Source organism: Paenibacillus agricola (genome assembly GCF_011440305.1).
In the GTDB taxonomy this organism is placed as follows: domain Bacteria; phylum Bacillota; class Bacilli; order Paenibacillales; family NBRC-103111; genus Paenibacillus_S; species Paenibacillus_S agricola.
Genome location: NZ_JAAOIW010000033.1, coordinates 1 through 23,438 on the forward strand (window position 1 = coordinate 1; position 23,438 = coordinate 23,438).

16 protein-coding genes and 4 pseudogenes are annotated in these 23,438 nt (G+C 40.6%); 13 read left to right on the forward strand and 7 right to left on the reverse strand.

The window, feature by feature from the left end; translation table 11 throughout:
• Positions 1-1,813 precede the first annotated feature (1,813 nt).
• Positions 1,814-2,434 (reverse strand): annotated as a pseudogene (locus G9U52_RS37385) (IS4 family transposase); the annotation flags it as partial.
• A 156-nt stretch (positions 2,435-2,590) separates the two neighbouring features.
• Between G9U52_RS37385 and G9U52_RS37390 the strand changes: the two are divergent.
• A complete protein-coding gene (locus G9U52_RS37390) occupies positions 2,591-3,178 on the forward strand; it encodes a transposase (RefSeq protein WP_166158111.1) in 588 nt (195 codons plus the stop codon).
• A gap of 284 nt (positions 3,179-3,462) precedes the next feature.
• Positions 3,463-4,608: pseudogene (locus tag G9U52_RS37400) on the forward strand (IS3 family transposase).
• Positions 4,609-5,910: 1,302 nt separating this feature from the next.
• Here the strand turns inward: G9U52_RS37400 and G9U52_RS37410 are convergent.
• Together G9U52_RS37410 and G9U52_RS37415 are read right to left on the reverse strand one after the other, a co-directional pair.
• A complete protein-coding gene (locus G9U52_RS37410; RefSeq protein ID WP_166158117.1) occupies positions 5,911-6,174 on the reverse strand; it encodes a type II toxin-antitoxin system RelE family toxin in 264 nt (87 codons plus the stop codon).
• Positions 6,143-6,400, reverse strand: a complete 258-nt coding sequence (locus G9U52_RS37415) for a hypothetical protein (RefSeq protein ID WP_166158120.1) — start codon at positions 6,398-6,400, stop codon at positions 6,143-6,145. The genes G9U52_RS37410 and G9U52_RS37415 overlap by 32 nt, the downstream gene beginning before the upstream one ends.
• 155 nt (positions 6,401-6,555) lie before the next feature.
• Here G9U52_RS37415 and G9U52_RS37420 point away from each other — a divergent pair.
• Both G9U52_RS37420 and G9U52_RS37425 read left to right on the forward strand, forming a co-directional pair.
• Positions 6,556-7,472 (forward strand): annotated as a pseudogene (locus G9U52_RS37420) (tyrosine-type recombinase/integrase).
• 45 nt (positions 7,473-7,517) lie between these two features.
• Positions 7,518-7,880 carry a hypothetical protein gene (locus G9U52_RS37425; RefSeq protein WP_166158126.1) on the forward strand — a complete coding sequence of 121 codons (363 nt, stop codon included), beginning with the start codon at positions 7,518-7,520 and terminating at the stop codon, positions 7,878-7,880.
• Positions 7,881-7,904: 24 nt separating this feature from the next.
• On the opposite strand, the gene G9U52_RS37430 is transcribed toward G9U52_RS37425, so the two are convergent.
• From G9U52_RS37430 to G9U52_RS39595, 3 genes are all read right to left on the reverse strand, one after another.
• Positions 7,905-9,035, reverse strand: a complete 1,131-nt coding sequence (locus G9U52_RS37430; protein WP_166158129.1) for an IS4 family transposase — start codon at positions 9,033-9,035, stop codon at positions 7,905-7,907.
• A gap of 758 nt (positions 9,036-9,793) precedes the next feature.
• Positions 9,794-10,189 (reverse strand): transposase, encoded by a 396-nt coding sequence (locus G9U52_RS37435; RefSeq protein WP_166158132.1) that lies wholly within the window; start codon positions 10,187-10,189, stop codon positions 9,794-9,796.
• A 180-nt stretch (positions 10,190-10,369) separates the two neighbouring features.
• Positions 10,370-10,528, reverse strand: a complete 159-nt coding sequence (locus G9U52_RS39595; RefSeq protein ID WP_207953452.1) for a hypothetical protein — start codon at positions 10,526-10,528, stop codon at positions 10,370-10,372.
• Positions 10,529-11,201: 673 nt separating this feature from the next.
• Here G9U52_RS39595 and G9U52_RS42155 point away from each other — a divergent pair.
• From G9U52_RS42155 to G9U52_RS37450, 3 genes and pseudogenes are all read left to right on the forward strand, one after another.
• Positions 11,202-11,614: pseudogene (locus G9U52_RS42155) on the forward strand (IS110 family transposase); the annotation flags it as partial.
• A gap of 173 nt (positions 11,615-11,787) precedes the next feature.
• The gene (locus G9U52_RS37445; protein ID WP_166158135.1) at positions 11,788-12,600 is read left to right on the forward strand and encodes a ParA family protein; all 813 of its coding nucleotides are present in this window, start codon (positions 11,788-11,790) and stop codon (positions 12,598-12,600) included.
• Positions 12,572-13,063 carry a hypothetical protein gene (locus G9U52_RS37450; RefSeq protein WP_166158137.1) on the forward strand — a complete coding sequence of 164 codons (492 nt, stop codon included), beginning with the start codon at positions 12,572-12,574 and terminating at the stop codon, positions 13,061-13,063. The genes G9U52_RS37445 and G9U52_RS37450 overlap by 29 nt, the downstream gene beginning before the upstream one ends.
• A gap of 1,994 nt (positions 13,064-15,057) precedes the next feature.
• On the opposite strand, the gene G9U52_RS37455 is transcribed toward G9U52_RS37450, so the two are convergent.
• A complete protein-coding gene (locus tag G9U52_RS37455; protein WP_207953453.1) occupies positions 15,058-15,243 on the reverse strand; it encodes a YolD-like family protein in 186 nt (61 codons plus the stop codon).
• Between the two features lie 305 nt (positions 15,244-15,548).
• On the opposite strand from G9U52_RS37455, the gene G9U52_RS37460 reads away from it, so the two are divergent.
• The 6 genes from G9U52_RS37460 (at position 15,549) to G9U52_RS37485 (ending at position 23,019) form a co-directional block, all read left to right on the forward strand.
• Positions 15,549-16,853, forward strand: coding sequence for a response regulator (locus tag G9U52_RS37460; protein WP_166158143.1), 1,305 nt, complete (start codon positions 15,549-15,551; stop codon positions 16,851-16,853).
• A gap of 46 nt (positions 16,854-16,899) precedes the next feature.
• A complete protein-coding gene (locus G9U52_RS37465) occupies positions 16,900-18,192 on the forward strand; it encodes a sensor histidine kinase (RefSeq protein WP_166158146.1) in 1,293 nt (430 codons plus the stop codon).
• A gap of 154 nt (positions 18,193-18,346) precedes the next feature.
• Positions 18,347-20,023, forward strand: coding sequence for an ABC transporter substrate-binding protein (locus G9U52_RS37470; protein WP_166158149.1), 1,677 nt, complete (start codon positions 18,347-18,349; stop codon positions 20,021-20,023).
• A gap of 202 nt (positions 20,024-20,225) precedes the next feature.
• Positions 20,226-21,113 (forward strand): ABC transporter permease, encoded by an 888-nt coding sequence (locus tag G9U52_RS37475; RefSeq protein ID WP_166158158.1) that lies wholly within the window; start codon positions 20,226-20,228, stop codon positions 21,111-21,113.
• A gap of 16 nt (positions 21,114-21,129) precedes the next feature.
• Positions 21,130-22,053, forward strand: coding sequence for a carbohydrate ABC transporter permease (locus G9U52_RS37480; RefSeq protein ID WP_166158152.1), 924 nt, complete (start codon positions 21,130-21,132; stop codon positions 22,051-22,053).
• Positions 22,054-22,092: 39 nt separating this feature from the next.
• Positions 22,093-23,019, forward strand: coding sequence for a phytanoyl-CoA dioxygenase family protein (locus G9U52_RS37485; RefSeq protein WP_166158155.1), 927 nt, complete (start codon positions 22,093-22,095; stop codon positions 23,017-23,019).
• The last annotated feature ends 419 nt before the right edge of the window (positions 23,020-23,438 follow it).

Consider the following 23,438-nt stretch of genomic DNA (forward strand, 5'->3'; position numbering starts at 1 on the left):
TTCTCGGCGAATATGATTGGTAATCATCTATCAATTAATCACAACATGTAATTCTACAAGTAATTAAATATGCAGTTTTACATGTGTAAATGCATGTTTAATTATAACTAATTGCATAAATGAACTGAAAAGGGGGAGAGGTTGTGTTATCCCATAAGCCGGCCCGCTGACATAGTCGAAAACCTAATCTGTCTGATCCTGAATAACTAACGAACGACCTACAGGGCTGGCGCTTGCGAACCGTAACTTATGATCGTATATGGTTTGTGAACAAGCGTCAATGAAATACATGTTATTTTATAAGTAAATACATTTGTATAAGTAGATGTATTAAATGAATGTAGTGATGTAACTGATAGGCGCCTTGGCAAATATGTTGGCAATCAAACACCAATTTTTACATGTTATTTAGCATGTGAATATACAATTATAAGTACATATATTATCGCATGTAGCAATTCAACTGATGTTCTCGTCGAATATGGTTGGTAATCATCTATCAATTAATCACAACATGTAAAAATAAAATATGCAGTTTTACATGTGTAAATGCATGTTTAATTATAACTAATTGCATAAATGAACTGAAAAGGGGGAAAGGTTTTGTTATCCCCAAAGCCGGCCCGCTGACATAGTCGAGAACCTAATAATCTGGGTGATCCTGAATAACTAGTAACGAACGACCTACAGGGCTGGCGCCTGCAAACCGTAACTTATGATCGCATTTGGTTTGTGATCAAGCGTCAATGAAATACATGTTATTTTATAAGTGAATGCATTTGTATAAGTACATGTATTAAATGAATGTAGTGATGTAACTGATAGAGGCGCCTTGGCAAATATGTTGGCAATCAAACGCCAATTTTTACATGTAATTTAACATGTGAATTCACAATTATAAGTATAAGTACATATATATATAATCGCATGTAGCAATTCAACTGATGTTCTCTGCAAATAGGGTTGGTAATCATCTATCAATTAATCACTACATGTAATTTTGCAAGTAATAAAATAGGCTCTTTTACATGTGATTAAGCATGTTTAATTATAATTAATTTCATAAATGAACAACAGTGGGAGGGAGAGGTTGTGTTATCCCAAAAGCCGGCCCGCTGTCATAGTCGAAACCTAATCTGGCTGATCCTGAATAACTAACGAACGACCTACAGGGGGCGCCTGCGAACCGTAACTTATGATCGCATATGGTATGTGATCAAGCGTCAATATAATACATGTAATTTTAAAAGTGAATATATTTGTATAAGTACATGTATTAAATGAATGTAGTGATGTAACTGATAGAGGCGCCTTGGCAAATATGTTGGCAATCAAACGCCAATTTTACATGTAATTTAACATATAAGTACATATATATAATCGCATGTAGCAATTCAACTGATGCTCTCGGCGAATATGGTTGGAAATCATCTATCAAATTATCACAACATGTAATTCAACAAGTAATTAAATATGCAGTTTTACATGTGCAAATGCATGTTTAATTATAACTAATTGCATAAATGAACTGCAAAGGGGGAAAGGTTTTGTTATCCCCAAAGCCGGCCCGCTGACATAGTCGAGAACCTAATCTGGCTGATCCTGAATAACTAACGAACGACCTACAGGGCTGGCGCCTGCGAACCGTAACTTATGATCGTATATGGTTTGTGAACAAGCGTCATACATGTAATTTTATAAGTAAATACATTTGTATAAGTAGATGTATTAAATGAATGTAGTGATGTAACTGATAGAGGCGCCTTGGCAAATATGTTGGCAATCAAACACCAATTTTTACATGTAATTTAACTCAACTTTCGCAGCTTAATTCTTTAATCAAACCCTTGATGTAGTTGGGTAAACTTGCAATCCACTCATGGAGTTGACAAAAAACAGAGGACTTTCTTTGTTTTGTCTTCGCTTCTGCCATTTGCAGAAAAAGCACCATCAGTTGTTGCAAGGCGGTTTGGAAATCCAAATCTCGAACTTCATCGGCAAAGAGAAAGAACAAACCGCCTAGCGATTTGGCATCGTTTTCCTGCCTGCGTTCCCATTCCATCACCAAATAACGGCTAAACACCACGGTCGTATGACTGATGAGCATATCGAAGGAGCGCCCTTGAAACTCCGTACCCAGCTTGAGATACGACTTGGTAAACTTGAAGAAGGTTTCTATGCTCCAACGCATGCCATAAATACGGACGATCTCCACCGCATCCAGCGCCCGGTCGGTGCTGAGCACCACGAGCCATTCCCGCCTGCGGTTCCGGTTTTGGACAAATACTAATTTCACGGGTAACCCACATGCCGTTTCGACAGTAACGGATCCCAGGATTTCGGATGCTTTGTTGGCAGGTTGCGTGCCATACAGTTCTTTGAGGCCCAAGAGCTTGCCATCGACCCGATACCGTTGTTTCATATCTTTAACCATGCAAACGCCAATTTTTACATCATGTGAATATATAATTATAAGTACATATATCATGCCTGTTGATTAACCAAAATAAGGAATACAAAAATTGAAAAAAGGTTGCTCTTTCTGTAAAATCGATTCCACCACAGAACTCGATTAGAAAGAGGCAACCTCATGAAAAAGTCTACCATGTTTACAAATCTAGTTCAAACCCTTCTTCAGGAAAAAGATGTGAAACCTATTCTAGAAGAGTTGGGTTATGAAGATACGGCACGTAAATTTACTGCGCATCAGTTATTATTGTTTTTTATGCATGCGGCTTTGGGGCAATGGAGTGGCTATCGATCTGGAGTCAGTAAAGCCGTGTCATGCAATCTGATGCCTGTAAATCACTCAACCTTCTCTTTTAAAGCTGGCGATGTACCTTCCGAGTTATTCAAGCGCCTATTTCATTTACTCATTACGAGATGCAATCTTGAAACCAAACGCCGGCTTCATCTCCCTAAAGATCTGTTGCTAGTCGATTCCACAACGATCACCGTAGGCAAAACGCGCCTGGCTTGGGCGCTTTACCATGGTGAACGTGCAGGTATCAAACTGCATGTTGCTTGGGCTGCGGCTACCGAACAGCCTGTTCAAGTGATTGAAACGATCGGTACCGCTCATGATGGTCCGATTGGTGCGAAACTGGCTGACAAAAATTACATCCTGGTGAATGACCGTGCTTATGGAAAAATCAAGCGTTTCGATGAATACCTCTGACACCAACAGTATTTCGTAACCCAAATCAAAGAAAACGTAACGCTCGTGAATCCCTATTCTCTAAAACGTGAAGAAGTAGAAACGTCCCCTATCATGATGAATATCACCTGTTATCTGGGCACACCCCAGTGCCAGTCGGAACTTCGCCATCGCGTTGTTGTTTTCAACGATAGCCACGGCAATGAAATACGTGTCGTAATGAATCTAATGCATCTGCAGTTAGACTGAATAGTAGACACAGATTATACTAGATTCAATAACTTGAATGAGGGAGCCCTGTGTCTATGAAAAAGATCGATCATGATGAAACGTACAAGAAGCAGACCGTTCCATACATAAAGGAGAGTGGGAAGTCTGTAGCTGAAATCGGACGGGAGTTAAAAATTAACGCGAATACCTTATATGGCTGGTTGAAAAAGTACGGTAGTGAGCCTGAAATCGTAGCTGTGCAAGCGTTGAAGTCGGAAGACCAGCGACACAAGGAACTCCAGAAGCAGATTCGTGATCTCCAGGAGGAGAACGAAATTTTAAAAAAGGCGATGCACTTCTTCGCAAAAGACCGTCGGTAAAATACACGTTCATCTATGAACACCGCTCCGAATACCGACTGGAGAAGATGTGCCGCATTATGAACGTTTAGCGGCTATTACAAGTGGTTAGGGCGCCCCGAGAGTAACCGTGAGCGCCAGCACAAAGAATGGACAGGGCAAGTCAAGGAAGTGTATGAACGATCCATGCAGATTTACGGAAGCCCCAAGGTCACCCAGCAATTAAAGAAGAATGGCATCTCGATCTCTGAGCGTACAGTGACCCGGATTATGAAAGCCAATGGGATCCGTTCCAAAACGGTGAAAAAATACAAAGCGACAACCAACTCCAAGCACTCGCTGCCCGTTCAAGAGAATGTACTGAACCGTGAGTTTACGGCAAGCAAGCCTAATGAGAAGTGGGTGACGGACATTACCTATGTATCCACAAATGAAGGCTGGCTCTATTTGGCGAGCGTTATGGACCTGTTCTCCCGTAAGATCGTGGGCTGGCACATGAGTGAACGAATGACCAAGGAGTTGGTTCTACAGGCATTAAAACAAGCCTATGGACGCCAACACCCTGGCCAGCGGTTACTGCACCATTCGGATCGTGGAAGCCAGTACGCCTCCTTGGATTACCAGAAACAACTCCAGCTCTATGGCATGGTGGGCAGCATGAGTCGTAAGGGGAACTGCTATGACAATGCTTGCATCGAGTCCTTTCATAGTGTCCTGAAGAAGGAATGGATTTACCTTCATAAGTACGAAACACGGGAAGAAGCGAAGAAGAGCATCTTTGAGTACATCGAAGTGTTTTACAACAACCAACGTATCCATTCTTCGATTGGGTACAACACACCTTCCGATTATGAACATATGTTTCAGGATCTGGCTGTGTGAGCATAAAATCTGTGTCTACTATCTTGACAGAAGTCCAATCTTTCAGCCGAACAAATTGCTGGCATGTTATAAGTCACGTTGGGCATTGAAGTTTTCTTTCGATGGATCAAACAAAATCTGAATGTACCGGTTCTGTTTGGTACCACGAGGAATGCCGTATTTAACCAGCTGTTTGCTGCGCTGATGACCTATGTGGTCTTGAGATGGTTATATGATTTCTCAAAAACATTCGTTATTTCTTGCAAAACCATACCGTTCATCCGTTTCACTGAACAAGTTCAGCAAAACCAGTTACAGCTTGAAGGCTCAGAGCCTCTATTCAAGTGTTGGAGAAGCACTCTTATTTGTTGAATCGCGAAAATCCAGTATCTGGTTAAACAACAGGCGTGTATATATAATCGCATGTAGCAATTCAACTGATGTTCTCGGTGAATATGGTTGGTAATCATCTATCAATTAATCACAACATGTAATTCTGCAAGTAATTAAACATGCATTTTTACATGTATAAATGCATGTTTAATTATAACTAATTGTATAAATGAACTGCAAAGGGGAATGGTTTTGTTATCCCCAAAGCCGGCCCGCTGACATAGTCGAGAACCTAATCTGGCTGATCTTGAATAACTAAAGAACGACCTACAGGGCTGGCGCCCGCGAACCGTAACTTATGATCGCATATGGTATGTGATCAAGCGTCAATAAAATACATGTAATTTTATAAGTAAATAAATTTGTATAAGTACATGTAAAATATTTATGTAGTAATGTAACTGATAGAAGCGCTTTGCCGAATATGTTGGCAATCAACCACCAATTTTTTGCATGTATTTTAACATGTGAATATGCAATTACAAGTACATTTATATGTATAAGCGCATGTAGCAGCATTACTTTTTACAACCAGGAGGAGTTATACGTTCTTTAACATTGCTGCCCGTTTAGCTCAATTCCAGGAGTACATATGTACAAAGTTTTATATTTTATGCAGATGTACAGAATTTAAAAAGCAGCCACTTTGAGCGGCTGCTATGCTTATATGTTATTCTTTTGAAATTCGTTTATATATTCTTGAATCATTTTTATTTCGATTTGTGTAAATTCGAGGTCGACTCCAAACTGATTCGGAGTCGTACAACTAGCATAGATAAAATTGTATACTTCTCCATTTTTCGCAAAGTTGACTGAATATACTTTTTCATCAGACATTGTGATATGGGCTGACAACTTTAAGTCTTTGTTAACAAATTCCTTTACTTTTACTATTTTACGTATTCTATATGACCTCACTATTTCTTGCTTTCACTTATAAATACTTCCGCGTGAATCGATTGCACGTATGTAGACGAGATTTTCTATGTGGTTGATCTCAAAGAGAATACGTAATGATCCAATGCGTAAGCGATATAGGCCAGAATATCCTTTCATCGGTTTAATGTCACCCTCTGGAGGAATTACCAAAAGGGACTTTAACCCATTTGCAATTCGTTCTTGTACTACTTTTTCTTGCTTCGCTATAAACTTCAACGCATCTTTATGGTAAATCAACTTGTAATCCGAACTCACGCTTGGCATCCTCCCCAGTCACGTACCCCGAATTGGTATTGAGCTGGCGAAGTTCTTTTTCACTTAATGGTTCATCGTCCGGTTCTCTATTATCGATTTCTGCCCAACCATTAGGCTTATGACCGGAGCGATCGATTAGATACTGCAAAAAGTCGAATGCAGTCTTCTGGTCGAATTCCGGAAGGCGATCAACCAAATGATGAATATCCTCTTTCTTTACTACCATATGGATCAAACCTCCTTATTTTGTGACGACCGCTAAATCATATTAGCGGTCGTAAGATATATCTAAAACTAAACCTTGATGTCCGCTAATGTTTCAATTAAGATAAGATTATCATGACCGCTAATGTAAGTCAACAGTTTGGAGGGTCTAGAACGATGAGCCATACAATGGGAATTTCAGATCAAGGTGAACACCATATTCATGCTTTCATTCATGTCCTCACGACACAAGAAGATTTAAACCCAAAAACGTTACGCGAATATGCCGGTGATTTAAAACAGTTTATTGGCTGGTTTGAAAACGCGGAGCACCAGAAAGAAAAACTTATATTTCGGATCGAGGATGTGGGTACTCCGACATTGACGCGGTACCGAGAAGTTATGCAAAAAACAATGGGGTTGAAGCCATCTACAATCAATCGCCGTCTCATCACACTGAAACGTTTTTTTGAATGGGCAAACTCGGAAGGACTCATTCGCCGCAATCCCTCGAAACCAGTCAAATTGGTTCCGGAAGAAAAAACAAGTCCAAGGCAGATGACCGACAAGGAAGAAGCAGCGTTAATCGCTGCAGCAGAACACAAGGGTTCTCTCCGGGATCAGACTATTCTTTATCTCATGCTTCATACCGGATTACGAACGATGGAAGTGTGTGACTTGACTCCTGAGGATATTACACTGGGTAAACGTAGCGGACAGCTTACTGTTCGATCAGGTAAGCGTAACAAACAGCGAGAGGTTCCTTTGGATTCTACCGTTAGAGCTGCACTAGAAAAATATATGCCTTTGTTGCAAACTGACATTCCGATTTTGTTTCCATCGGAGAAGACGGGCGAACGATTAAGTGAGCGCGGATTGCGACATTTTATACAGAAGTATATGAAAATGGCAAAACTCGAGGGTTTAAGCGCTCATGATCTGCGGCATCGATTCGGGTATATGATGGCAGAAAACACCCCATTGCATAGGCTCGCACAAATTATGGGGCACGATAGCCTGGATACAACAATGATTTATGTCCATGCAACCGCGCGGAGTTACAATTGGAAGTAGAAAAAATAGCTTGGCAGTAAGGGGTACCTGATTTTCAAAAATCTAATAGTGGATGAAGCTATATCATGATAACCAAAACAGAACTTAATCATTACCCGAAATTTTATATTGAAACCACTTCCAAAGAATGTTTTGAGATCGAAAAACTTGAGCAAGGATATATGTTTACAGACATTACTCCACCTATTTTAGGGAAAGTAGTGTCTGACTATAAATCCATTAAAATCCCTCATAACATTGCTGAAAGGATCAATAAGAACCCGAATTACGAATTTAACGCTGTCGATTCTACTAAAATCCTTCATTTTGAAGGAATTGGAAAAGGGTTCTCATTTGCTTTCTATGAAAACGAAGGACAAGCTACCGCAACTAAAGGTAAGATTGAAAAACTATTTATAAAACAAAAAATCGGCAAATCATATGTTTAATATCAGACCTGTTGATTAACCAAATTATGTAACACAAATAACCCCAAGACCGTTGTGTGTTTGAACCCATAGCTGAATGTTCACAATCCATACAGCTGGTAGCCTATTAAGAACAAGCAATCGCGAAAATTGGACAAAAGAGAGCTTCGTATGCCGAGGGATTGTTGCGTTTGAAGCGTCAAACAGCCATTTTAGCAAAACGTAGACCATTAAAGCCGCAAACAATTGACCGTACACAGCATTTTCAGTTGTACCAAACAAAGTGGGAATATTCAGATGCTGTTTAATCCATCGGAAAAAAACCTCAATCTGCCAACGAGCTTTGTACATCTGTGCAATTTGTTCGGCGGTGACTTGCATCATGTCCGTAACGACTCGGATTTCTCGGCCTTCAAAGTCTTGGAAGATCACCACGCGATGGCGTTTTTCGGATCGACATTGTGACGTGCCAAGCTGGCAAGTAATATCACGAACAACGGAGGAACTTGGATATTTTTGACGACGTAATGCACGCGGCTTTTCAAGATGCACATTGTCTCGTAGCCGAATGACGAACGACTGTCCGTCCTCTTTGTAACGATCCAAGCGTTCGAGCTTTCCGTAGGCACGATCCATAACTAGGATGTAGTCGGCATGGCTCAATCCCTCGCTCACTGGACCGTCATGTTTAGAACCGACGGTTTGGATGACTTTCAGCGGTAGAGCATTTTCAGCCTGTAATGCCACATGTAGCTTAATACCAGCTCGTTCGCCATGATACGGTGCCCAAGGTAAACGGGTTTTACCAACCGTTACAGTTGTAGAGTCAATGAGGAGCAGTTCTTTAGGAAACGCCAGTTTTCGGCATGTTCTTCGATTGCATTTGCTTACAAGTAAATGAAATAACGCTTTAAATACCGAAAAAGGAACATCCGCAGCTTTCCCAGAAAAGCTGGAGTAATGCACCTGCGGCAATCCAATGGAAGCCGCATGATCAACGCCTGAACGATAACTATCCCACTCCTCGAATGCAGCCATGCACCAATATTGAAGCAACTGGTACACGGTAAACTTGCGAGCCTTGTCTTCGTAACCAGCAATTTGAACGACGGATTTGACTTCCTCCGGAGTTATAACGGATTGAAGGATGGATAAAATCGTGGTAGACTTTTTCATGGAGTCGCCACCTTTCGATTGTTTGTAGGGGTACAAACATTTTACCGAGTTGGCGGCTCTTTTTCTACCATTTAGTGGTTAATCAACAGGTCTGGTTTAATATTCATCTTTTCGAGCCGCCTGGACGAAAAGTTTCATTGTCTACATTATCAAAAAAAATTATCATCCATACCGATTCACAAAAACTTGAAATTGACCTCATCAATGATGAACTCTTTTTTGAGAATAGAAAAGTTCGTAGTATTTTCTCCTTATTCAATGTAGGTAAGAATCCGTATGTGGACCCAACGGTACTCAATGAATATGATGCAAGTCCTCATTTTATTTATTACAACAGACCGTTAGTTATTATTTTCGATGGATAAAGATGAACGATACCTATTTAGTTTTCTATGAAAATCAAAAAGCACTCATGTTGGGTTTCGTCTTGTAAGAAGTTGCAGGGTTCATGAAAAATGGCAATAGGATGCCCGAGTCCACTGGTTTTAAAGAGCCATGTTTAAGGACTTAATAAGTTGGTCATAATGTTAGATTGGACTGTTTAGACGACTGGTTGTGTTCCGCCTCTATATATGCCTGTTTATTTTTTAGCATGTGGTAACAAATGACGAGTATCTTTCGTGCGATGGCGATACAAGCGTTCTTTTTACCTCGCCGCGATGCAATTTTCCAAAACTTCGTTGCAAGTTCGGTATTTCGTGAGCGATCGATTGCCCAAGACGCTTCGCTTAATGCTACTTTTGCATGCGTGTTTCCCTTTACGCTTTTTGCACTTTTTTTTTGCCCGCACTTTCGTGATTTCCTGGTGCAACTCCAGCCCAAGATGCGAGATGATCTGCTGTCGGAAATGGATTCATATCGATGCCAATTTCGGCGATCAATGCTGCTGCGGTTATTTCACTAATTCCCGGAACCGTTTGCAAAAGCTCGTACTCTTGACGGTATGGCTGCAAATGAGCGTGGATCTCTTCTTCCAATCGAGCCACGGACTTTTCCAGATACTCTATATGCTCCCAGCAATCTTTTATGAGTCTAATTTGATGGGCAGTCATCGTACCGAACAGCGAGTCAGTAACTTGTGCTTTTTTATTCTTAATGGTTCCTCTGACGCAATCATCCACATCATCGGCATCGACATATCCTTGTTCGACCATTCGTTGTAATAGATTACGCCCTGATACGCTAAAAACATCCGAATGTACACGCCTGTTGATTAACCAAAATCAGGAAGCTAAAAATTGAAAAAAGGACGCTCTTTCGGTAAAATCAATTCCACCACAGAAGTTGATTTGAAAGAGGCGACCTCATGAAAAAGTCTATCACGTCTTACCGTCTTACCGACGGTCTTTTGCGAAGAAGTGCATCGACTCTTTTAATATCTCGTTCTCCTCCTGGAGATCCCGAATCTGCTTCTGGAGTTCCTTGAGCCGCTGGTCCTCTGACTTCAACGCTTGCACAGCAACGATTTCAGGCTCACCACTGTACTTTTTCAACAGCCATATAGGGTGTTGGCGTTGATCTTTAATTCCCGCCCTCAGCTACTGATTTTCCACTCTCCTTTATATAGTGAACCGTCTGCTTCTTGTACGTTTCATCATGATCTCTCTTTTTCATAGACACATGCTCCCTCGTTCATGTTATTGAATCTAGTATAATCTGTGTCTACTATTCTAACTGTACACCGCCGAACAAATTGCAAAGATGTACAAAGCTCGTTGGTAGATTAAGTTTTTTTTCGTTGGATTAAACAGTATCTGAATATACTTTTCACGATTGTTCTTAATAGGCTACCAGCTGTATGTTGTGAACATTAAGCTATGGGTTCAAACACACAACGATCTTGGTTATATGTGTTACATAATTGGGTTAATCAACAGGTCTGGATTTAAAGCTATGTGTAAATAACAATAAAATTCAAGTGCAATATTACATGTAAATTAACATGTGATAATACAAGTACATGTGTATGTACAATAATAATTAAAAGTGGTTCCATAATTAAATTGACTTACTACCTTGAATTCCCTTACAATTGTGATAAGGATTATAATAGGTAGGAGTTATTCCTGTAATGAATTAATTTAAGCTTTGAAAGAAAAATGCGTCTCTAGTATACTGGGAATCGTTCCAGGAAGAACAAACCCACATACGAAAAGAGGCACACAGCTGAAGTATAAAATGAAACAGAAGCAGAATCAAAGTATTACGCAAATTACACAAGGTACATTAGTTGTTGGAGCGAAAATCCATGGCTCGGGCTGTGGATTTTCGTGGTAGTGAGCTCGGCAAAGATTGAGTTTTCACAATGATCGAGACGGATTAATGAAGCTAGCGGCATGGATAAAAGATCTGCAGCAGCATGAGAAAACAGATATTGTTTTTGGTATTGAGCCCACCGGGCACTACTGGTTTCCATTAGCAGAGCAGCCTTTCTAGAGGAGCAAGACATCAAGGTTGTCATCGTGAATCCGCACCATGTCAACAAAAGTAAAGAGCTCGAGGACAACCCGCCAAACGAAGAACGACTACAAGGATGCTAAGGTAATCGCAGCCTCATACGAAACGGGAAGTATTCAGAGCGGCTGGACATGGGAGGCCAAGGGTGGATGTGCCCTGTTCCTACCACCGTCTCTTGTGAAAAATATGGTTCTACACCAACAGTCCTCCACCTCCAAGGTGTCAAAGTTGAAAATCTAAGAATAAGTGAGAAAACAGGCGAAAACATTACTTTATAGTGGGAGGTAATAACTCATTGGCAATAACCATAGCAGTTGCAATCCAAAAAGGTGGATCAGGTAAATCAACGACAGCAGGAATTTTGTCACATATGTTAAGTCAAAAATATAAGACCTTAGCAGTGGATATGGACGGTCAGGGGAATTTAAGTCAGCTTCTTACAGGAATAGAAGACCTATACGAAATAAATGAAAATACTGTATATCATGCCATTAAGGACCTAGATGCAGCACCGCATATAAGAAAGTTAACAGATAATCTGGATCTATTAACGGGCGATCAACTGGTAAACACTCTTGCAAGTTATATATACCTCCAGTATTTTCCTAAGACTGGAGATACAACTCATCTTTTGAAAATCGCGTTATCACATGTTATTGATCAATACGATTATATAATAATCGACTGCCCACCAGCATTAGGAGAATTGATGTATAATTCCCTAACAGCAGCTGATTTCGTGATTGCCATGTTTGAAACAAGCAAATTTTGTTATTCTTCTCTTATTAGTTTTTTTGAAAGTTTAGAGCACGTAAGAGAAAATACCAACCCTAATTTGAAAATAGCTGGTATATTAAGAACGATGATCGATAATCGTCGTAGTGATAATAAATATTTTTGCGAACGAGTAGAAAAAGAGTTTGGTGATCTGTGTTTTAAGACTATTATTCAAAGGACGGCAGTAGTAGGGAGGCTTCCCGCATACGGGATTACCACAAATCCTGAAATGAAACAAATAATGAAACAATATAAGCCAGTTCTGGAGGAGTTGATGAAGATTGTCGAAGTTCCAGGAAGAAATGGACAAAAAAGAATTGAGAAAACGTGATAATCCCTTAGATATACTTGTAAATCCTAAAAATATTGATAATCAGGTTGAACAGCAGATGGTTGGAGCGGGGGGACAAAAACCAAGTGAAGGTACTCCCATTGATACTAAGTCAATAACTCCCCAAAATTTAAGTGAAGTACCTCAAAATAGTGGGGATCAGAGCTATATAAGTAACAGCACTATACCTGAAACTAAAGGTAATGTGTTATCGAACGATCAGCCTTCTCCAACACAAGAACCAATCGTAGTGTCCTACAAGCCAAGAAAACATAAACGTGAACGCATTCAGGACACACACAATTCACAAGCTTATATGATTGAAAATGAAATTGTTAAGATTATTGACCTTATTGTTAGTGATGAGTGGGGAGGGAAATATCGCCTTATCAATGAGGCGATGAGACTTCTTATTCATCAAGAATATCCTGAATATGTACACATGCTACGTAAACGCGATTAACACAACTAATCAGGAGTAATTTCATCGATTCCCTTCTCAATTTTTACAAACAATAATAAAAAGAAGCTGGGGGATCCCGCTTCTTTTCTTTTTCACAAAACTTCACGTATTAAAAGGGGAACCTTTATTGTCGGACCGATTGCAGAGCACAAGATTATGCAGTTTCGGGCAAGTATTGGAACTGCCAATGAAGAATATCCAAATGTATTACAAAATGTATTGCAAATAGTCTTGGCGAGTTGGGTTTAGCAGTCATTTGTTTTAGTTCTTGCTCGGGTTTAACCTCTTTATCTTTGGATTTTCTAAAAAACCAATCCCATTTGGATTGATCAAATTGTGAAACTGTTTTATTTATAGCTTGACTAACAGGATCGGGAAGGTGAAGGTCACCATCTGAACCTCTATTATAAATAGCAAATAATACTGCCTACTCACAATTAATGCTTGGAACAACTCCCTTACTTGGAATTAATATAGGAGTAAGCAGTTGCAGCATAATTGGATAAGAGAAGTTCCGTGGCTGGCAGGTTTTTTTTGGAAATGGAGTAGCTGGTCTCCAGGCCTTCAAAGTTGATTGCAGCAGACTCACATGGAGCATATGTATCGCATCAGAAAGCAAATGGATATGTATTCAAAAGTTAAGCAAGTTCCGCTTGCAGCTAAAATGATGGATGAAGATTATTATATCTGGTGTACCAGTTATTTTTATCAATATCTTTTTGAGCCAGAGCGATCATAATTAAAGTAAGCCACTTCGTTCTTTTGAACTTGCATTTTAGGGTAATATTATAAATCTTTAAGGGTAATGGAAAACCCCCTAGGGGGTTCGGTGAATTTCGGACCCATTCAAGCGAGGCTTTCTTAACCCGGCAATGATTCGCCCTATTGAAACCTTCGCGCTGCCGCGGATAGCGGTGTGCTCACGGTGACATGGTCATTGTCGGAACACCGTAGAAGTGAATGGAGAACCTATTGCGTCATATACACAGCGTGGATTCCGAAGGGAACCCCGTGGCCATTCTAACCAATCGATTCGATCTGAGCGCGGATGAAATTGGGCAGGTCTATCGCGAACTCTGAGCAATAGAAACCTTTTTTAAGTTGGATGAAGAGTAGCCTGTTGGGTCTATATCGCTGGCTCAAAATTTTGTTGTGGAAATCCGCAGCGGACTGGTTGGCTCGCATTCATTACAAGCCCCTTCGTTCATCGGCAGGAAGACGAAGCATACAGAGCTAAGTCTTTCATCTATCTCGACCCGATAAATATAACATAATATACCAAATGGGCAGACTACTCTTAGAGGAGATCAACTTTTTGGCAAACGGAGTCAAACTGTTGTTTGGAATATTCCGACTACTAGTATGAATCGGATTTATGCAACGCTAGGGATTTTTTTTGAAAAATAAATACAAACAATTTGATTTGTTCTTTCAATGCCACAGAACCCAATTCATTTTCTTTTCAGAAAAGACTCCTGATCAGGAGAAATATTACCAATTTCTAAAAGTCCACATTAGCTGAGTATCCTATTTTTCCTTTAGGTAGTTATGCTGTCTACACATTCATCGCAGACTACCATGAGATTGTTACCACCACTAATTTTGTATCATTTTCTTTTTTACATTAATCGTTAACAACATTAAACGCTGTGATAAAACTACAAACCTAGTTATTAACGATGGGGGTACTTGTACAATCGCTCAATTACACGTCATTAGAAAAAATCAGGTGTACGTTACATATGCGACCTAAACAGTTCAATTTGTCAACGGTTTTCTTTTTGCCCTTTGCCGCGGTATATACAATATGAAAAATCGTAAATATGTTACGAGCGGCAGTGAAATAGAACGCCCCTAAACGGGGGCATTTTAACTATCGATATGGTTGGGATTTCATTGTTAAACGATTTGGGATATGGAATTGACAGTTCTTGCTCATGTGAAAACAAGAGGAATTTATCGACCGGATCTAGCCGAAGGATAACGCCACGCAGCTAGACAAATGAATGGTCTGCTAATAACCGAATCCGTATAGGCGTACATGCTTCCATGCTCTCCGTGATCTTATATTGCAACTCCTCTAATGAGTCCTCCGTCAATTCCGCCATCGTGACGAAAAATTGTTCCACATGAAAAGCAATCAGCATCGACCGGTGTGCCGGTATTAAAACGGCTGCCATTTGATTTTTTCGATTACATTGAAATTCATTTCGTATGTCCACCAAGTTTGTTGCCCCGAGTTAGGCGGGAATTAGGTTAATTCATACTTTTACTTTACAAGATTTGGTTATTTCTCTAAGGTAGAAATAATTCAAAATTTCTCAAGGAGTAGAAACATTAAATTCATCGGAGATGACTGGAACAAAATTCAAAATATTTGGCTTCGTATTGTAAGAAAACTATTTCATGGTAATATACGTTGTTCTGTTCATAATATAAAAAAAGGTTGTATATCCATTAATTGTTAATGAAGGGGGGGCGGCCCGTGTACAAGGTCTTATTAGTAGATGACGAGATTTATATACGGAAAGGTTTAAGGACTTTGGTCGAATGGAATAAATATGGGTTTGAGATTTGCGATGAAGCTGAAAACGGTGAACAAGCCTTTGATTTAATATGCTCGCAAAGTCCGGATCTGGTTATTACGGATATCAAGATGCCCGTGCTTGACGGATTGGATTTGATCAAGAACGTCGTCTCTTCCTCTAGTGAAATTTTACCAAAATTCATAATATTGACAGGGTTCAATGATTTTAAGTTTGCACAGCAAGCTGTCCGTTATGGGGTATACGATTTTATCTTAAAACCGGTTGATGAGGACGAACTGGAGTCGACGTTAGAGAAATTATCCATTCAATTAAAGGAAGCCGAAGTTCAGCAGAGCAGTCTTGCGATTACCCGCAAGATCTTTTCCGAGACCGCTCTTGAACGACTGATTACAGGAAGCCTCAATGAATCAATGGTTGCAGACTACCCATATGATTGGTACACGGATCAAGCAGGAGAGTACTTTTTTTTAATTGTGGAGGTGTTTTGGAACTGTACTGCATCCCCTTACGATGAGAGGAAAAGAAGGGTTGCCGAAGCACTATCGTACATTTTGGGTCCGAACCGGGGCGTGCCGGTTATCGAACTTCAACTTGGCAAGTATGGGCTTGTGCTATCTATCAACGACTTGCAGCATGACGAGCATCAACTAGGACTTTTCATCGATTCGTTACATCGTCATCTGTTCCGATTGTTGGGCGCTCCCGTCTCCATTTACATTGGAAACCTTGTTAAGGGGATTCAATCATTAAAGCATTCGTATGAGACGGCCGTTGAAGTTATGAAATACAAGTTTTTGGTGCAAGACAGCAACGTCATTTTTTATCACAAAGTAAAAGATATATCTATGCAATATACCGACCTGGACAACAAGCTTTACTCTTCCCTTAAGGAGTATGTGGAAGATTGTGATTCCGGCGGTGCTGAAAGCGTTGTCAATCAGATGTTTGTTGAATTTCAGAAAAAGCGGATGGTTCCGCAGGTCATTCATGCTTCGATCAGTCGATGTATATTGGGAATTGTTGAACTGATCAAACAGGAGGAAGGTAGTGAGCATAGTTTGCAAACGTTCGATGCCATCACGAATTGGGATAGTAAACCTTTCCCGCCGGCTGAATTAAAACGTCTATTTTTGCAGTTTATATTTGAAAGTATAGAACAGCATCGCCAATTGCGAAAAAGAAATTCAAAATATTTCTATTTATACGGACAATCCGACCATTATCTATTCCGGTGGTATTAACCGAATCTCTGATCTAGACAAGAATTCCAACTGGTTTGAGAGGACAATGGCTCAAAGTAACTCCTTTCCTATGCTTATCCGGACGAAGGAATCGGACCGTGAACGAGATACGTTAAGTCTTATCCGTACACTGAACGCTTTCCCTGATATGAACTTGCAGCTAAAAATTTTGAAGATCGATATGCAGTTGGATGCCTTCACATCTATTTTCAAACAGAGTACGATGAATGGAAATGTATATTTACTAAGTGACAAAGGGGAAATAATATTCACCACGGATCCTTCTGTTAACTGGTCTGTCGAGTCCGTGCAATTTAACAAACTTAAAGTACCTCAGCATTCCATAATAATCGAAAGGGATTATCGGAATATTACCTACTTGAATGATTGGAAGATCGTAGGCGTGTTTCCGGAAACGTCAGTGATAGAAGAGATAAATAAGTCAAGGGAATTTTTTCTTTATTTGACTTTAGCCAATTTTCTTGCGCCGACGCTGCTTATCCTGCTTATTTCCAGATCGCTTCACACCCGGTTAATTACGCTGCTAAAGCATATGAAAAAGGTGAAGAATCAAAATTTCGAGCTCATCGTGAGCAACAGACATAATGATGAAGTCGGACAGCTAACCGAAGAATTCAATCGAATGACCATGAAAATCAAGCTGTTGATCGAGGATGTGTATGTAGCCGGGATTCAAAAGCAGAACTTGGAATTACAAAGGAAACAGGCCCAGCTGAACGCCTTGCAAAGTCAGATCAACCCGCACTTCTTGTTTAATGCTCTGGAAACGATTCGAATGCGAAGCTTGATCAAGAATGAAACCGAGACAGCCAAGATTATCAAAAACATGGCTAAAATATTTCGGAAGTCGCTGACGTGGGGGAAGGATTGGGTGACTATCGAAGAAGAAATGGATCTGATCATGTGCTTTCTGGAAATCCAGAAGTACAGGTTTGGCGATAAGCTCGCTTTCGACATTCATGTTGAACAAGAAGCGTACCGGTACAAAATACCAAAGATGTGCTTTCTGCCCTTTGTTGAGAATGCAAGCATTCACGGACTTGAATCCATCCAAGGGAAAGGTCTGGTTGAACTTCATATTCATCATTCGAATGAAATGCTAACTTTTCTACTTAGAGATAACGGAATCGGCATCCCGCAGGATAAGTTGAACGGCATCCTTTCCCATTTGCAAGACGAGGATATAGGAGAGAGCATCGGTATAAAAAATGTGTTCATCCGTCTCAAACTTTATTATGGAGATAACTTTCAGTTTACTATCGAGAGCATCGCTGGTACTGGCACGGCTGTCCGGATCTCAATACCATGCCGGAAATAAGGGTAAGGGAAGACAAGCTGTATCCCCATTCAAATTAAAAATTAAAAATTTTCTATGGATAATCTAAAGTTTAGGGGGTTACCAAGGCTATCCCTTTTTTTTATAATGAAAGGGCTTACAATAAAACGGTTACAAATGGAAAGGGGAAGAAGATATGTCAGGTAAAAAGCTTCTATACGGATGTTTAGCCATTGGACTAGCAATTGCCCCCGCAGGATGTTCCGATTCCGAATTGAGTTCGCCGAGCCCGGTAGGAAAGGATACTGACACAGGAATTAAGAAGGTCAAAGACCCGGTTACTTTCACTTTTTTCATGGCTCAGCGTCCGGGGAAAGATGTGAATACTAATGAAACGATTATTGGTAAGAAGCTGGAGGAGCAAACAGGCGTCAATTTCAAAATGGAACATATTGTCGGCGACATCAACATGAAGATCGGTGTAATGAATGCAAGTGGTGATTATCCCGACGTGATTGTTCCAGATGTTGCCATTGATAAAGTCAAAAATGCCGACGGATTTATCCCGCTAAACGAATTGCTCGATAAACACGCTCCAAATCTAAAAAAGCTATACGCTCGTTACTGGGAAAGAATGAAAGCGAAAGATGGGAATATTTACTTCATACCGTTCAGTGCTACTCAAGGTTTCATTCCAAGTCCTGATATTACCGCAGGCGCTTTCTGGATGCAAAGGCGAGTACTTAAAGAATTCGGTTACCCGAAAATTAAGACAATGGATGAATACTTCGATTTGATAAAGAAATACAAAGAAAAGCATCAGAACGAGGATTTAATCGGATTCGAAACCTTGACCTACGACTGGAGATTCCATGCGCTAGCCAACCCGGCAGTACATATGGCCGGTTATCCAAATGAAGCCCAAAGTCTCATAGACATGAAGACCCATCAGGCAAAGAACGTTGGTCCTACGGATTTTACGAAACGTTGGTTAAAGAAACTAAATGAAATCAACAACCAGGGTTTATTTGATAAAGAATCTCTTGTTGCCAACTATGACCAATATTTAGCTAAGCTTACTTCAGGCCGTGTTCTTGGATATTTCGATTATGCTTGGGAAGCGGCTCCGGCCCACGATAATTTGAAGCAAGCGGGCGACGATGATAAACGGTATATGCCTTTGCCGATCGTGTTTGATAAAGAAGTCAAAGATCAATATGTCGAACCGCCGGCATTCGTAAACAACCGGGGGATCGGGATCTCTGTCAGCGCTAAAGATCCTGTAAGAATCATTGAATATTTCGACGCTCTTAGTAGAGAAGAAAACCAGATTCTTTCCTATTGGGGCGTTAAAGGCGAGACATATGAAGTAGACGATAAAGGGCGTTTCTACAGAACGGATGAGCAGATACAAAAAACTTCGGAACAGGAATTTCAGCAAAAATTCGGACTTTGGTACTATAATTACGGTTGGCCGGGCGGTGGCGGCGTATTGAGTGACGGAAATGCTTGGTCGCCTGGAGACCAGCCAGAGGTTGTTTCGAAAAAATATACCGAAGGAGACAAGGCAATTCTTAAAGCGTACGGTGCGTCAGTCTTCAGCGATTTGTTTTCTAAGCCTGATGAGCGTCCATGGTTCCCGATGTGGAGTGTAAGTTGGGAACAAGGATCAAAGGAACAAATATTCATGCAGAAGAGAGCGGATGTGCAGAAAAAAAATTACCCGAAAATGATTTTAGCTGCTTCGCCGGAACAATTCGAAACTTTATGGAATGAATATATGAATGAATTTAACAAACTGGATTGGAAAATTCACGAAGAATCTATTACCAGGATTGTAAACGAACGTATCAACAATAAGTGGCAGCAATAAACGCTTATCTAGTGAGAACGTTAGAGATTGCAGACCAGTCCAACTTGAGAATGATGACCGGTTTGCCTCCTATACCGGTAATAGAGGGATTCGGCGGCAAAAGGAGTGAACTACATTGGAGGAACAAACACACCTATCGGTCAGTACATTAAATGAACCATTACGAAAAATCGTTGGTAAGAAATCTTTATGGAAGCGCCTTATGGAGCAAAAAGTGCTAGTGGCGATGTCAGTACCGTTTCTCATCTGGTTGTTTATCTTCAAGTACCTTCCCATCTGGGGATGGACCATCGCTTTTCAGGAATTCAAGCCTGCTAAAGATATTTTAGACCAAAAGTGGGTTGGTCTCGACAATTTCAAGTCATTATTCATGGATGAAGCGTTTTATCGGGTTATGAGGAATACGATCGCAATGAGTACGATAAACCTGGTCCTAGGATTCGTTACGGCGATTGCGCTTGCTATCCTATTGAACGAATTGAGAAAAATGTGGTTCAAGAAAATGGTTCAAACGATAAGTTACCTGCCGCATTTCATCTCATGGGTTGTTGCCGCAAGTATTATTTCCAACACCTTATCTACGGATGGCGGAATTATCAATATCGTGATGCTCAAGCTGCATTTAATTAATGAACCGATATTGTGGTTAGCTAACGGGAATTACTTCTGGGGAATTATTGGCATCTCTGAAGTATGGAAAAACGTCGGTTGGAATACCATTATCTATTTAGCCGCCATGACGATGATTGATCCGGCCCTTTACGAGGCGGCGGAGATGGATGGGGCGAGTCGTTGGAGGCGCATTATACATATTACGCTTCCAGGTTTAAAGCCAGTGATCATTATATTGCTTATCATGAATCTCGGTCACATTCTTGAGTCGGGATTTGAACCCCAGTACTTGCTGGGTAATGGTTTGACCGCGGATTTTTCGGAGAATTTGGATATTTTCCTACTTAAGTACGGGATTTCGATGGGGAGGTTTTCATTCGCGACTGCGGCCGGTATCTTCAAAACAGTAGTCAGTTTTATTTTCTTATTTGCTGCTAATCATATTGCAAAGCGTATGGGGCAGGAACGTTTGTTTTAAGGGAGGAAAGGTATGAATGACAGGAAAACGTAATGCTCGGTATATGGGGATAGGCGATCGTATTTTTGATTATAGCAATTATACATTCATGGTCTTTCTTGTACTCATTACACTATACCCGTTTATAAATACATTGGCAGTTTCGCTCAACGATGCGAATGATTCAATCAAGGGTGGCATTTATTTATTGCCGCGGGATTTCAATTTCAATAGCTATGTATATGTGTTCAAACAGAATACAATTTTCCATGCTACGTTGATTTCTATCATTCGTACGGTCATCGGTACAGTGATTTGCGTATTCTGTTCCGCAATGGTGGCTTATACCATTAGCCGTCCGGAATATGTACTGCGCAAGTTTATAACGATTGCCTTCGTGCTGACCATGTATTTCAATGGGGGACTTATTCCTAACTATTTGCTAATTAAAGAACTTCATTTGACCAACAGCTTTTGGGTTTACATCTTTCCGGGGATGATCGGCGTATTCAATCTCATCATTATACGTTCTTTTATCGCAGGACTTCCTGAAGGGATTATGGAATCTTCGCGAATCGATGGAGCGGGAGATTTTACGACTTTTATAAAAATCGTACTTCCCCTTTGTTTACCGGTTTTGGCAACGGTTTCTTTATTTGTCGCTGTTACGCAATGGAATTCTTGGTTTGACGTATTTTTATACAATTCATCCAATATAAAATTAAGTACACTGCAATATGAACTGATGAAAATTTTGCAAAATTCCAATGCCGGCATGACGCAAAGGTCGGAGGCGGACGTTTTCGCAGCTCAGAGCGGTCAAGAAGGCTCCACATTTGTAACACCTACTTCAATTCGCGCCACAATGACGATCGTTGCAAGTGTTCCGATTATTATGGTTTATCCATTCCTGCAAAAATATTTTGTTAAAGGATTGACTTTAGGCGGCGTAAAAGGATGATAGCTTAATAATTGACTATTCCAAAAGGTGGTTTTTTCAATGGAGAACAAAGTATTAACAGACGCTCAAGTTCAGCATTTTATTGAGAAGGGCTGGGTGAAACTGGAACAAGCGTTTCCCCGTGAAAATGCTCTTGCAGCGCAAGATGTGGTTTGGAACTACTTTAAACAACAATTCGGAATGGATAAGCATGACAGAAGTACCTGGAAAAAGCCGCGAATCCATTTGACGAATATACAAGAAACACAGAAATTTTACGATCGGCCGGAATTCATGGTTTGCAACACAGAGCTTTTGTTTGACGCTATTGAAGATCTGGTGGGTCGTGGGCGCTGCATCAATACAGGAGTCCCCAATGCCCGTTTTGGAACGATGGCAGTTAGCGTGTACTCCGACGTCCCTTGGGATGTGCCTACTACCGGATGGCATTACGACGGCGATTTTTTCACTCATTATGTTGATAGCCTGGAACAAGGATTATTGGTATTATGCTTATTTTCAGACATCGCCGGGCCACAGTGCGGAGGGACTCTCCTTGTAGAAGGCTCGCATAACATTGTGGCAAAGGTGCTGCACGAAAACCCGGATGGACTGCATCACCGTGAGGCCAACAAGAAGGTGATTGAATCTGACCCGTGGTTAAGGGAGCTGGTCGGTCTTACTGAGAAAGATCCCGGGACTAACCGTATTCAGAAATTTATGAATCAAACATATGAAGATCCCAACGGTTTTCAGCTACGGGTAATTGAACCGACCGGGAATGCCGGAGACATCGTACTTTGTCATCCCTTTGTACTCCATGCTGCTTCGGTTAACACTTTGGGTACTCCCAGATTCTTGGGTAACCGCAGGAACCAACTAACCAGGAGGATGAAATTGCATCGGGAAAATCAGGCGGAATATTCACCCGTGGAATTAGTCATACGCAATGCTTTGTTTAAAGATACTAAAGCCCCATCAGTATAATTACACGAGAATTGATACATGGGGAGGAGTTAGGTTCTTGTCATTCCGACAACAAAAAGGGGAATATCCTGTCGGAAGTCAACATCATTGTTACATTAAAAGTCGCGTAAATTGCGGCTTTTTTTAGTTATGTAATAAGGTTCTTGTCATGGGTCGATGACAAGAACCTTATTACATTCCCGCTAAGATATGCCTCAGCATCCGAATTAGGACGAGCAGGAAAACGGTGTTAGACAGTGTTACTCGACAACTTTGAATTAACCCCAATGAGTATTTGTGTTATATTTATGTACACTAGCGTTGCATAAAACCGATCCATACTAGTAGTCGGAATATTCTGAACAACAGTTTGACTCCGTTTGCCAAAAAGTGGATCTCCTCTAAGAGGTAGCCTGCCCATTTGGTATATTATGTAATAT

Excerpts from the sequence above, each read along its gene's own strand:
- G9U52_RS37390 (WP_166158111.1), top strand. The coding sequence starts at position 2,591 with ATGAAAAAGTCTACCATGTTTACAAATCTAGTTCAAACCCTTCTTCAG.
- G9U52_RS37415 (WP_166158120.1), bottom strand. The coding sequence starts at position 6,400 with ATGGTAGTAAAGAAAGAGGATATTCATCATTTGGTTGATCGCCTTCCG.
- G9U52_RS37425 (WP_166158126.1), top strand. The coding sequence starts at position 7,518 with ATGATAACCAAAACAGAACTTAATCATTACCCGAAATTTTATATTGAA.
- G9U52_RS37430 (WP_166158129.1), bottom strand. The coding sequence starts at position 9,035 with ATGAAAAAGTCTACCACGATTTTATCCATCCTTCAATCCGTTATAACT.
- G9U52_RS37435 (WP_166158132.1), bottom strand. The coding sequence starts at position 10,189 with ATGGTCGAACAAGGATATGTCGATGCCGATGATGTGGATGATTGCGTC.
- G9U52_RS37450 (WP_166158137.1), top strand. The coding sequence starts at position 12,572 with ATGGACAAAAAAGAATTGAGAAAACGTGATAATCCCTTAGATATACTT.
- G9U52_RS37455 (WP_207953453.1), bottom strand. The coding sequence starts at position 15,243 with ATGGCAGCCGTTTTAATACCGGCACACCGGTCGATGCTGATTGCTTTT.
- G9U52_RS37465 (WP_166158146.1), top strand. The coding sequence starts at position 16,900 with ATGGCTCAAAGTAACTCCTTTCCTATGCTTATCCGGACGAAGGAATCG.
- G9U52_RS37470 (WP_166158149.1), top strand. The coding sequence starts at position 18,347 with ATGTCAGGTAAAAAGCTTCTATACGGATGTTTAGCCATTGGACTAGCA.
- G9U52_RS37475 (WP_166158158.1), top strand. The coding sequence starts at position 20,226 with ATGGAGCAAAAAGTGCTAGTGGCGATGTCAGTACCGTTTCTCATCTGG.
- G9U52_RS37480 (WP_166158152.1), top strand. The coding sequence starts at position 21,130 with ATGACAGGAAAACGTAATGCTCGGTATATGGGGATAGGCGATCGTATT.
- G9U52_RS37485 (WP_166158155.1), top strand. The coding sequence starts at position 22,093 with ATGGAGAACAAAGTATTAACAGACGCTCAAGTTCAGCATTTTATTGAG.